At 71.0% G+C, this 11506-nt stretch carries 11 protein-coding genes and 2 pseudogenes; 7 read left to right on the forward strand and 6 right to left on the reverse strand.

Annotated elements, in window-relative coordinates; genetic code table 11:
- Nucleotides 1-11 precede the first annotated feature (11 nt).
- From ACIA47_RS31850 to ACIA47_RS31875, 6 genes are all read left to right on the forward strand, one after another.
- Entirely contained in the window at nt 12-2570 is a 2559-nt protein-coding gene (locus tag ACIA47_RS31850; RefSeq protein WP_396712101.1) for a nitrate- and nitrite sensing domain-containing protein, read from the forward strand.
- Nucleotides 2571-2661: 91 nt separating this feature from the next.
- The gene (locus ACIA47_RS31855; protein WP_203125012.1) at nt 2662-3084 is read left to right on the forward strand and encodes a roadblock/LC7 domain-containing protein; all 423 of its coding nucleotides are present in this window, start codon (nt 2662-2664) and stop codon (nt 3082-3084) included.
- Between the two features lie 5 nt (nt 3085-3089).
- A complete protein-coding gene (locus ACIA47_RS31860; RefSeq protein ID WP_203125011.1) occupies nt 3090-3476 on the forward strand; it encodes a DUF742 domain-containing protein in 387 nt (128 codons plus the stop codon).
- Nucleotides 3457-4068, forward strand: a complete 612-nt coding sequence (locus ACIA47_RS31865) for an ATP/GTP-binding protein (RefSeq protein ID WP_112588672.1) — start codon at nt 3457-3459, stop codon at nt 4066-4068. The genes ACIA47_RS31860 and ACIA47_RS31865 overlap by 20 nt, the downstream gene beginning before the upstream one ends.
- A gap of 85 nt (nt 4069-4153) precedes the next feature.
- Nucleotides 4154-4489 carry a YciI family protein gene (locus ACIA47_RS31870; RefSeq protein WP_203125009.1) on the forward strand — a complete coding sequence of 112 codons (336 nt, stop codon included), beginning with the start codon at nt 4154-4156 and terminating at the stop codon, nt 4487-4489.
- A 5-nt stretch (nt 4490-4494) separates the two neighbouring features.
- The gene (locus ACIA47_RS31875; protein WP_396712105.1) at nt 4495-5754 is read left to right on the forward strand and encodes an RNA polymerase sigma factor; all 1260 of its coding nucleotides are present in this window, start codon (nt 4495-4497) and stop codon (nt 5752-5754) included.
- Nucleotides 5755-5763: 9 nt separating this feature from the next.
- On the opposite strand, the gene ACIA47_RS31880 is transcribed toward ACIA47_RS31875, so the two are convergent.
- From ACIA47_RS31880 to ACIA47_RS31900, 5 genes and pseudogenes are all read right to left on the reverse strand, one after another.
- Nucleotides 5764-5952, reverse strand: coding sequence for a DUF397 domain-containing protein (locus ACIA47_RS31880; protein WP_396712107.1), 189 nt, complete (start codon nt 5950-5952; stop codon nt 5764-5766).
- Nucleotides 5943-6245: pseudogene (locus ACIA47_RS31885) on the reverse strand (Scr1 family TA system antitoxin-like transcriptional regulator); the annotation flags it as partial. The gene ACIA47_RS31880 and the pseudogene ACIA47_RS31885, both read right to left, overlap by 10 nt.
- A 402-nt stretch (nt 6246-6647) precedes the next feature.
- Nucleotides 6648-7022: a type II toxin-antitoxin system VapC family toxin gene (locus ACIA47_RS31890; protein ID WP_396712109.1), complete on the reverse strand. Its 375-nt coding sequence runs from the start codon at nt 7020-7022 to the stop codon at nt 6648-6650.
- On the reverse strand, nt 7019-7273 hold the full coding sequence (locus tag ACIA47_RS31895; RefSeq protein ID WP_396712111.1) for a type II toxin-antitoxin system Phd/YefM family antitoxin: 255 nt from the start codon (nt 7271-7273) through the stop codon (nt 7019-7021). The genes ACIA47_RS31890 and ACIA47_RS31895 overlap by 4 nt, the downstream gene beginning before the upstream one ends.
- Before the next feature lie 281 nt (nt 7274-7554).
- The gene (locus ACIA47_RS31900; RefSeq protein WP_203125007.1) at nt 7555-10407 is read right to left on the reverse strand and encodes an aconitate hydratase; all 2853 of its coding nucleotides are present in this window, start codon (nt 10405-10407) and stop codon (nt 7555-7557) included.
- Between the two features lie 212 nt (nt 10408-10619).
- Between ACIA47_RS31900 and ACIA47_RS31905 the strand changes: the two genes are divergently transcribed.
- Nucleotides 10620-11342: a DedA family protein gene (locus tag ACIA47_RS31905; RefSeq protein ID WP_396712113.1), complete on the forward strand. Its 723-nt coding sequence runs from the start codon at nt 10620-10622 to the stop codon at nt 11340-11342.
- Between the two features lie 77 nt (nt 11343-11419).
- On the opposite strand, the pseudogene ACIA47_RS31910 reads toward ACIA47_RS31905, so the two are convergent.
- Nucleotides 11420-11506 (reverse strand): annotated as a pseudogene (locus ACIA47_RS31910) (phytochelatin synthase); the annotation flags it as partial.

An 11506-nucleotide genomic window follows, 5' to 3' on the forward strand; every position in this document is an offset into this window, starting at 1 on the left:
GGGACGGTTCAATGCGTTCTCGCGGTACGAGTATCCGCACCAAGGTTGTCGCCCTGCTGCTCTCCCTGGTCGCCCTCTGGATGTTCGCGGCCTGGGTGACCCTGCGGGACGGCTTCAACCTGCTCGGTGTCCAGTTGCTCAACAGCAAGGTCTACACACCGAGTGAGCCGCTGTTGCAGGAGCTCCAGGTGGAGCGGCGGTTGACCCAGGCGTACCTGAGCAACCCCGACGCGGCGCAGCGGACGGCGCTCGAGGCCGAGCAGCGCAAGACCGCGGAGCTGGCTGCCGACTTCGCCGCCTCGGTGCGCAACTGGCAGGTCGACATCGCCGGCAGTTCCGCACTGGACACCCAGCTCGGTATGACGATCGCCCAGGTCAACGCGTTGGAGCAGACCCGCGCGGAGGTGCTGGACCGCAAGATCGACCGGATCGCCGCCGCTGAGGCGTACACCGGCGCGATCGAGTCGATCTTCCAGATCTACGACGTGACGGGCAGCCTGGACGACAAGCAGATCGCCGGCGAGGCGGCGGCCCTGATCCAGCTCAACCGGATGAAGGAGCTGATCTCCCAGGAGGACGCGCTGCTCAGCGGCCTCTTCGGCAACGGTCGGATGAGCGGCGCCGAGTACGCCCGCTACGTCGCGCTGGTCGGCTCGGAGCGGTTCCTCGGTGAGGAGACCCGGGTCCGGCTCGCCGACGCCGACCAGCGCCGTTACCAGCAGCTCGTCGAGGGCGAGGCGTTCACCCGGCTGCGTGCCGTGCAGGACAGCATCATTCGCGAGGGTCGGCCGTCGACCCAGCTGCCGGTCGGCGCCGAGCAGTGGCGGGGCACTGTCGAGCCGGCGCTGGCGGCGGTGAACGACGCCGTGACCGCCGGCGGCGAGGGCATCGTGGATCGGGCCACCGGCGTGGCCGTGATGGTCGTCGTCCGACTGGTGCTCGCCACCGGCCTGGGTCTGCTCGCCGTCATCGCCTCCGTCGTGGTCTCGATCACCACCGCGCGGAACCTGCTGCGCCAGCTGGACCGGCTGCGGGAGGCCGCCTGGCAGCTCGCCGACGAGCGGCTGCCCCGGGTGGTGGAGCGGCTCGGGCGCGGCGAGGAGGTCGACGTGGCCACCGAGGCGCCCCCGTTGGAGTTCGGCACCGACGAGATTGGCCAGGTCGGCAAGGCGTTCAACGCCGTCCAGGAGACCGCGCTGCGGACCGCCGTCGAGCAGGCCGACCTACGTCGCAACGTCCGCGAGGTCTTCCTGAGCCTGGCCCGACGCACGCAGGCGCTCGTCCACCGCCAGCTCACCCTGCTCGACGCCATGGAGCGCCGCGAACACGACGCGGAGGAGCTGGAGGACCTGTTCCGGGTCGACCACCTGGCCACCCGGATGCGGCGCAACGCGGAAAACCTGATCGTGCTCTCCGGCTCCACCCCCGGTCGGGCCTGGCGGCGCAACGTCCCCATGGTCGACGTGGTGCGGGGCGCCGTGGCCGAGGTGGAGGACTACACCCGGGTCAACGTGCTGCCGCTCGGGCCGGTCTCGCTCGCCGGCCGCGCGGTCGGCGACGTCATCCACCTGCTCGCCGAGCTGATCGAGAACGGCCTGTCGTTCTCCCCACCACACACGACCGTCGAGGTCCGCGGCCAACTGGTCTCCAACGGGTTCGCCATCGAGATCGAGGACCGGGGCCTCGGCATGAGCGAGGAGGACCTGGCCGCCGCGAACCACCGCATCGTCGACCAGTCCGAGTTGAACCTCGCCAACGCCGCCCGCCTCGGGCTCTACGTGGTGAGCCGGCTGACCGAACGGCACGGCGTGCGGGTACGGCTCAAGGAGTCCGCGTACGGCGGCACCACAGCGGTCGTGCTGATCCCGCTGGAGCTGGTCACCGAGGCCGACGCCTCCCCGGAGGACTCCGGCTCGTTCCGGGCCGGCTCGGCCATCCCGATGCCGTCGGCGCCCGCCACGGACAGCGGCCGTCCGGCGTCCCTCGCACCGGTCGCGCTCGCCGCGCCGACGACCCTCGCGTCGGAGGTGGCGGTGACCTCGGCGGCGCCGATGCCGGCCGACACCACCGCGCCGACGACGGACGAGGGGGCCGAGGCGGACACCGTTCTCCCCACCCGGCAGCGGACCACCCCGGCAACCGGCACCCCCGACCTGCCCACCCGCGCCCGACGCGGCCCGGCCCAGCCAGCCCTGGAAGCCCCGACCGTGCCCACCGGCCTGCCCGCCGTCGACCGCACCCGCCCGGAGGCCCTCGACGGAGAGCCGGTCCCGGCCGGCGACGGTGGCCCGGTGCCCGCCCGCGCCGAGGCGGAACGGACCGGCTCCGGCCTGCCCGTCCGGGTCCGACAGGCGAACATCGTTCCCGAGTTGCGAGACGACCCGGCGGTGTCCGAAACCGACGACGAGGATGTGGTGCGCCCACCGGAGCAGGTGCGCCGGATGATGAGCTCCTACCAGACCGGTACCCGGCGTGGACGGACCGACGCGGCTCGGCTGCTCGGCGGCGCCTCCGGCGCCCCGGCGGCGACGCCGTCCGAGCCGACCGACGAGGATCCACAAGCGACCTGACCGAGCGCCGACGACGCGGGTCCCCGCGCGGTGTGACGGTCAAGCCCCAGACGAACAACGGCGCACAGCCGGGCGAGAAGAGGACGACGAAGTGACCCAGAAGACGGCTTCGAGCGCCGACCTGACGTGGTTGCTGGATGACCTGGTGGGCCGGGTGAAGCAGGCCGAACACGCGGTCGCGCTCTCCACCGACGGCCTCATGATGGCCTCCTCCCAGGGGTTGAGCCGGGACGACGGCGAGCACCTCGCAGCGATGGCGGCCGGCATCCAGAGCCTCGCCCGAGGCGCCGGCAAGCGTTTCGGTGGTGGGCAGGTGCAGCAGACCATCATCGAGATGCAGTCGTCGTTCCTGTTCGTCACCGCGGCCGGCCGCAACGCCTGCCTGGCGGTACTGGCCAGCGAGGACGCCGACGTCGGCCTGATCGCCTACGAGATGGCGATGCTGGTCACCCGCGTCGGCAAGTACGTCGCATCGCCGTCGCGCGGCACTGATCAGCAGGTCGGCGAGAGGTAGCGGCGATGACCGTCCAGGGGGAGTCCGCAGACCATCAGTGGGTGGATGACCACGCGGGTCCGGTGGTGCGTCCGTACGCGATGACGCGTGGTCGGGCCCGCCCGGTCACCGGCACGTTCGACCTGATCTCCCTGGTCACGGCGACCCGAGCCGAGGTCACGCCCGAGGTCGGTCTCGGTCCCGAGCATTTGGCGATCGTCGGGCTGTGCCAGCGCATACAGTCCGTCGCCGAGATCGCCGCCCATCTCGACCTGCCGGTGGGCACCATCCGGGTGCTTCTCGGTGATCTGGCGGCCCGCAGCCTGGTGCAGGTCCGCGAGCCGCAGACCACGGCCGGTCTTCCCGACAACAGCATCTTCGAGGCGGTAATCAATGGACTACGGGCACTCTGACCGGCCGGCGGGAGCGACGCCACTGCCCACCGCGATCAAGATCCTGGTCGCGGGCGGCTTCGGCGTGGGCAAGACGACCATGGTTGGCGCGGTCAGCGAAACCCGGCCGTTGCGCACCGAGGAGGTGCTGACGGAGACGGGGGTCGGCATCGACGACCTGTCCGGGGTGGAGGGCAAGACCACCACCACCGTGGCCATGGACTTCGGCCGGATCACCATCAGCGACGACCTGGTGCTGTACCTGTTCGGCACGCCGGGGCAGGACCGGTTCTGGTTCGTCTGGGACGAGCTGGCGCTGGGGGCGATCGGCGCTGTGGTGCTGGCCGACACCCGCCGGCTCGCCGACTGCTTCCCCTCGATCGACTACTTCGAGGGTCGGGGCACCCCCTTCGTGGTGGCGGTGAACTGCTTCCAGGACGCCCGCAAGTACCGGCTCGACGAGGTGCAGGCCGCGCTGAACCTGGACCCGGGTGTGCCGGTCCTGCTCTGCGACGCCCGGCAGCGTGAGTCCAGCAAGGAGGTGCTCGTCACGCTGATGGAGCACGCCATGAAGACCCGCGAGGCCCGCCGCCGCGCCGCCAGCGGAGACTGATCAGAAGTTTTTCGGGGAGGGTGTCCGGAACGCCGCCGGCCGATCGTCATGCTGGCGACACCCCGAGAAACCAGGGAGCGACCAGATGAAGTACATGATGTTCGTGTGCAGCGACACCGAGCCGGACACCGACCCCACCGAGCTTCCCGACATCGAGAAGTGGGTGGCGGAGAACGACTCTCGGGGCCGCCGCCTGACCGGCAACGTGTTCGCGTCGCCCAGCGCGGCCACCACCGTCCGTGTCCGCGACGGTGAGCTGCTCGTCTCCGAGGGGCCGTTCGCGGAGACCGCCGAGGTGATCGTGGGCTTCGACCTGCTCGACTGCGCCGATCTGGACGAGGCGATCGAGGTGGCCCGCACCCACCCGATGGCCCGCCACGGGCGACTGGAACTGCGCCCGTTCGCGGACCTGTCCGACTGACGCAGTTGTCCACCTCGCAGCGCCGGTCGGTGCGCACCCCGGCACCGGCCGTCGCGGCGGCGGCGAAGGCCGTCGCGACCGCCAGCGTCGACGCGTACCCCCGGATCGTCGCGACACTGATCCGGGTGACCGGGGACTGGGCGTTGGCCGAGGACTGCGCCCAGGAGTCGTTGACCGTCGCGCTGGAACGTTGGCCCGCCGACGGTGTACCGGCCAACCCGGGCGGCTGGCTCATGACGGTGGCCCGCAACCGGGCGGTCGACGTGCTGCGCCGGGCCACAGTGGAGCGGCGCAAGCTGCACGACCTGGCGTTGCTCACTCCAGACGAGGCGCAGCCCGAGCCCGAGGTGGGGCAGGACGTGGTGGACGACCGGCTGCGTCTCATTTTCACCTGCTGCCATCCGGCGCTCGCGCTCGAGGCCCGGGTGGCGTTGACGCTGCGGACGGTCTGCGGCGTGCCCACCGCCGACATCGCCCGCCTCCTGCTGGTCAGCGAGTCGACGATGACCCGCCGGTTGACCCGGGCGCGCACCCGCATCGCCCAGGCCGGCATCCCGTACCGGGTGCCGAGCGGGCCGGCGCTGACCGAGCGGCTACCCGGCGTCCTCGCCGTGCTGTACCTGCTGTTCACCCGGGGCTACGTCGCCGACGGCGAACCGGCCTTCGCCGACGAGGCGGTCAGGCTGGCCCGGCTGCTCGACCGGCTGATGCCCGAGCAGTCCGAGGTCGCCGCGCTGCTGGCGCTGTGCCTGTTCCAACACTCCCGCCGAGACGCCCGTCGCGACGCTGCCGGCAACCTGCTCACCCTGGAGCGGCAGGACCGCGACCGGTGGGACCGCGCCGCCATCGCCGAGGGACTGGCCGCCCTCGACCGGGTACGCCACGACGGGCCGTACGCGTGGCAGGCCCGGATCGCCGCCTGCCACGCCACCGCCGCCTCGGCCGACGACACCGACTGGCCGACGATCGCGCGGGCCTACGACGCGCTCGCCGACCTCCGCCCCTCACCGGTGATCGCGCTCAACCGTGTCGTCGCGCACGGGTACGCGCACGGGCCGGCTGCCGGGTTGGTACTGCTCGACGCGGCGCGCGCCGAGGGTGGGTTGGACGGCTACCCGCTCACCGTGGCGGTCGAGGCCGACCTGGTGGCCCGGCAGGGCGACCGGACGCGTGCGGCCGAATTGTTCCGGGAGGCGGCGGCAGCGGTCGGCTCGACCGCCGAGCGCCGTGCGCTGCTCGACCGGGCCGACGAACTCACCCGGTAGGACAGAGGGTCAGCCGCGCTTGGCCAGCACCAGGAACCGGGTCCAGGCCGCCGGGTCGAAGGCGAGCGCCGGACCGGCCGGGTCCTTGGAGTCACGTACGCCGACGACGCCCTCGAGGTTGTCGGCCACCTCGACGCAGTCGCCGCCGTTGTTGCCACTCTTGCTGCTCTTGCGCCACCGAGCGCCGGTCAGGTCCATGATGCCGCCGCTTCCCTGATCAGATTGAGGGACTGCGCACGCGACAGGGCTCCGTCGCGGATGCGTTCCCACCGTCGGTCGAATGTAGCAACGTCGGCAACCTTGTCGATGAGCTGCGCCTGCGCCTGGCTGTCGACGTGCGCGACCCGCGCCCCGGCCGGCATCTCGGCCACCGTGAACGGTCCACCGAGGCCCGGATACATGCCGACGTCGGCGGGCACGACGAACAGCGACACGTTCGGCAGCGCGGCCTGCTCGGCCAGCCGCTCGCACTGCTCCCGCGTCATGGCGCGTACCGCGGCCCGGGGCGCGCGGGGAACGTCGTACCCGAATCACGCTGGCGGTCCCGGTGCGGCCCGCCGGTCGCGCACACCGCCGACGGCCCGCTGTGGACGTGCGACGCCTGCGGCCGGGACTGGCCCTGCCCGACGCTGCGAGCGACCCCGACGGACGCCGCCCGCCGCGCGACCCTGATCCCCGAGTTCTCCAGGATCACCCGCCGGGCGATCCGCGACCTGCGCGGCCAACCGGGCGGACCCGACCCGGTCGCCATTGTCCGCCGTTTCCTCTGGTTCCTGCCCCTCACCGACGGGGAGGCCCGCGCGGTCGCGCTGCGGCTGCGCTGAGCGCTCACCCCGTCGGGCGTCGAGACCTGATCGACCGGGCCGACGACCTCACCCGCGAGCGGATGAAAGTCACGCCACCAGGATCGGTACGTCGTACTTCTGAATGCGGTCGTCCCGGGTGACCAGGGTCAGCCCTTCGTGCAGGGCCTGCGCGACCAGCATCCGGTCGAAGGGATCCCGATGGATCAACGGCAGTCGACCAGCCGCGATGGCGTGATCGTGAAGGACCGGAAGTTCCCGCAGTTCGGCGTCACGAATTCGTTCGGCCAGGTCGGCAGGACCGGGCAACTTGCCCAGCGACTGTTTGATCGCGACCTCCCACAGCGTGACCGGGCTCAGGTAGACATCGGGTTCGGTGTCGATGCGGTCCTTGATGTCCGTGGCGAGGATCGGGTCATCGGTCAGCCACCAGAGCACCACGTGCGTGTCGAGCAAGAGCCTCATCCGGGAAGCCCGAAGTCGCGAGCAACCTCGTCGTTGACCTCGTCGGAATCCCAGTCACCGGTGAGATCCAACGCACCACGCAGAGACCCGCGACCGGTGCGTGTCGTACGACGAAGAGGAATGACCTTGGCGACCGGGTTACCAGCCCGGCTGATCACGATCTCCTCGCCGCGCTCGACCCGTTCGATGATGCGTGACAGGTTCGTCTTCGCATCATGGATGTTGAACTGCGCCGCAGCTTCACCGGCCACCGTGGCACCTCCTTAGCTAAGAGGTTAGCCCGCGGCAGGGCCCGGTACGAGGAGCGACCCGGGAACGACGCAGGCTCCCTCCCGCCGAGGGCGGGAAGGAGCCCGGCGGCGTCGCACCCCTGTCGCCCTGCCGCGGCGGTTCCGGGGTTACGCGCGGCGCGCCGTGGATGACGCGGTAGCCGAGCGACTACGGGCGCTCTGACAGCGAGCCTTCCCCGGTTCGGACGGCGAAGGCCGCCCCCCGCCGGAGCGGGAAGCGGCCCTCGACCAGCCGTACGCGATCAGTTGGCGATCATGCGGCGCAGCACGTACTGCAGGATGCCGCCGTGCCGGTAGTAGTCCGCCTCACCGGGGGTGTCGATCCGCACCACGGCGTCGAACTCAACGCCGGTGTCGGTGCTGACCTGCACGGTACGCGGGGTCTCACCGTCGTTCAGGGCGGTCACCCCGGTGATGGTGAACGTCTCGGTGCCGGTCAGGCCGAGCGACTCGGCGGTGACGTCCACCGGGAACTGGAGCGGCAGCACGCCCATCCCGATCAGGTTCGAGCGGTGGATCCGCTCGTACGACTCGGCGATGACCGCCCGGACGCCCAGCAGCATGGTGCCCTTGGCCGCCCAGTCCCGCGACGAGCCCGAGCCGTACTCCTTGCCGGCCAGCACGACCAGCGGGATGCCGGCCTCCTGGTAGGCCACCGAGGCGTCGTAGATCGAGGTCTGCTCGCCGGTGAGGTGGTTGACGGTGAAGCCGCCCTCCACCCCGGGCACCAGCTGGTTGCGCAACCGGATGTTGGCGAAGGTGCCCCGGATCATCACCTCGTGGTTGCCCCGGCGGGAACCGTACGAGTTGAACTCGTGGCGCGGCACACCGTGCTCGGCCAGGTACGTGCCGGCCGGGGAGTCCGCCTTGATCGCGCCGGCCGGCGAGATGTGGTCGGTGGTCACCGAGTCACCCAGCTTGGCCAGCACCCGGGCAGCGGAGATGTCGACGACCGGGCTCGGCTCCTGCTGCATGCCCTCGAAGTACGGGGGCTTACGCACGTAGGTGGAGTCGTTCGCCCAGGCGAAGGTGTCGCCGGTCGGGGTCGGCAGCGACTGCCACCGCTCGTCGCCGGCGAAGACATCGGCGTACGCGGCGCTGAAACCGGTGGCGCCGATCGCCTGGGCGATGACGTCCTGGATCTCGGCGCTGTTCGGCCAGATCTCGCGCAGGTAGACCGGGTTGCCCTCGGAGTCCTCACCGATCGGCTCGTTGGCCAGGTCGATGTCCATGGTGCCGGCCAGGGCGTAGGCGACCACCAGGGGCGGCGACGCCAGGTAGTTCATCTTGACGTCCGGGTTGATCCGGCCCTCGAAGTTCCGGTTGCCCGAGAGCACCGAAACCACCGACAGGTCGTGCTCGTTGACCGCGGCGGACACCTCCTCGGGCAGCGGGCCCGAGTTGCCGATGCAGGTGGTGCAGCCGTAGCCGACCAGGTTGAAGCCGAGCTTGTCCAGGTACGGCGTGAGGCCGGCCCGCTCGTAGTAGTCCATGACGACCTTCGACCCGGGCGCCAGGGTGGTCTTCACCCACGGCTTGCGGGTCAGGCCCTTCTCCACGGCGTTGCGGGCCAGCAGCGCGGCACCGATCATCACCTGCGGGTTGGACGTGTTGGTGCAGGAGGTGATCGCGGCGATCACCACGGCGCCGTGGTCCAGCTCGTACTCGGCACCGTCGGCGCCGGTGACCCGGACCGGGTTGCTGGCCCGGCCACCCGCGCCGACCGCCGCGGTCTCCAGGTCACGCGGCTCGTCGGCCGGGTCGCTGAAGTCGTTGGCCGGCGGGTCGCTGGCCGGGAAGGACTCGGCGCTGGCCTCGTCGGCCGGGCCGTTGGCGCCACGCGGCAGCTCCTCGCGGGGGACACCCGGCTTGAGGTCGCGCTCACCGACGGAGTCGTCGGCCACGTAGTCGGTCAACGCGGAGCGGAACAGCGTCTTCGCAGCACCCAGCGGCACCCGGTCCTGCGGGCGCTTCGGGCCGGCGAGCGACGGCTCGATGGAGCCGAGGTCCAGCTCCAGGCGCTCGGAGTAGTCCGGCTCGGCGTCCGGGTCGTGCCAGAGGCCCTGCTCCTTGGCGTACGCCTCGACCAGCGCGACCTGCGCCGCGTCACGGCCGGTCAGCTCCAGGTAGCGGATCGTCTCCGCGTCGATCGGGAAGATCGCCACGGTGGAGCCGTACTCCGGGGACATGTTGCCGATGGTGGCCCGGTTGGCCAGCGGCACGGCGCCCACGCCGGGGCCGTAGAACTCGACGAACTTGCCGACCACACCGTGCTTGCGCAGCATCTCGGTGATGGTCAGCACCAGGTCGGTGGCGGTGGTGCCGGCCGGCATCTCACCGGAGAGCTTGAAGCCCACCACCCGGGGGATCAGCATGCTGACCGGCTGGCCGAGCATCGCGGCCTCGGCCTCGATGCCACCGACGCCCCAGCCCAGCACGCCCAGGCCGTTGACCATGGTGGTGTGCGAGTCGGTGCCGACGACCGTGTCCGGGTACGCCTGGCCACCCCGCTCCATGATGGTGCGGGCCAGGTACTCGATGTTGACCTGGTGCACGATGCCGGTGCCCGGCGGGACGACCTTGAACTCGTTGAACGCGGTCTGACCCCAGCGCAGGAACTGGTAGCGCTCCTTGTTGCGCTCGTACTCCAGCTCGACGTTGCGGGCGAAGGCGTCCTCGCGGCCGAACAGGTCGGCGATGACCGAGTGGTCGATGACCAGCTCTGCCGGGGCGAGGGGGTTGACCTTGCTGGCGTCGCCGCCCAGGTCACGTACGGCCTCGCGCATGGTCGCCAGGTCGACCACGCAGGGCACGCCGGTGAAGTCCTGCATCAGGACCCGCGCCGGGGTGAACTGGATCTCCACGCTCGGGGCGGCGGTGGAGTCCCACCCGCCGAGCTGGCGGATGTGGTCGGCGGTGATGTTCGCGCCGTCCTCGGTCCGCAGCAGGTTCTCCAGCAGGATCTTCAGGCTGTACGGCAACCGCGCGTGGCCGTCCACCTTGTCGATCTTGAAAATCTCGTAGCTCGCGTCTCCGACGCGTAGCTGGGTCTTCGCACCGAAGGTGTCGAGGCTCGCCACGTCGTACTCCTTCACACCAGCGACCGTGAGTAGTCCTGAGCAGTCTGTCGCACCGGCCGGGGTGCCGCCGAGGTTAGGTGACACTTACCCGCCGATTCCGCTTCCAACAAAACCGTACGTCCGTCTTGCTATATGTGCAACCTGGCGTCACGGTTCGGGCGGCCCACGACCGCGCCGCGTCGCCAGGCCGGCGGGGTAGGGTCGGGGCCGATCGGAAGGGGTGCCGAGTGATTGACGTTCAGCACTGGCTCTCGGCGCTGCCTCCGGGCGTGATCTATCTACTCGTCGCCGGGGTGATCGGCGTGGAGAGCATGGGCGTCCCGCTGCCCGGCGAGATCGTCCTGGTCAGCTCCGCCTTGCTCGCCGCCACCGGAGTGGTGGAGCCGGAGTGGGTGGCCAGCGCAGCGGCGTTCGGCGCCATCGTCGGCGACTCCGTCGGGTACGCCATTGGCCGACGCGGCGGTCGTCCACTGCTCGCCCGGCTGGGCAGACGGTTCCCCAATCACCTGGGCCCGGCGCAGCTGGCCCGTGCCGAACAGAGCTTCGCGCGGCACGGCGTCTGGGCGGTCTTCTTCGGTCGGTTCGTGGCACTGCTGCGGATCCTGGCCGGGCCGCTCGCCGGGGCGCTGCACGTGCCGTACCGCCGCTTCCTGGTGGCGAACGCGGCCGGCGGCTTGGTCTGGGCCTTCGGCACGACGTACCTGCTCTACTCAGTTGGCCGGGCGGCCGAACACTGGCTGAAGGACATCTCGTGGGCCGGGTTGGTCCTCGCGGTGCTCGCCGGGCTCGGCAGCACCTGGTGGCTGCGTCGCCGCGCCCACCGCGTCGCGTCGGTCGACGGCGCCGCTGATTTGGAGGCGGCCGAGGTGCCTCCCGGCGCTATCGGCGGTCAGTCGTCGGCTTCGGTGGCGCCCGCCGTTGATCCGGTGCGGGCAGGCAACGAGCTCTGACCTGGGCATGCCGAAGGGCCGGGCCCCCGGTGGGGGTCCGGCCCTTCAGCGTGTGCTGGTGTGCGGGTGGTGTGGGGTCAGCTGGTGGCGTAGCCGCGGGTGGCGATCCAGTCGGCGAGGTGCTCGGTGCTGATCCAGTAGGAGGCGGTGTTCGGGTCGGCGGA

The sequence above is a fragment of the Micromonospora sp. NPDC051227 genome (assembly GCF_044455385.1).
Taxonomy (GTDB): Bacteria; Actinomycetota; Actinomycetes; order Mycobacteriales; family Micromonosporaceae; genus Micromonospora.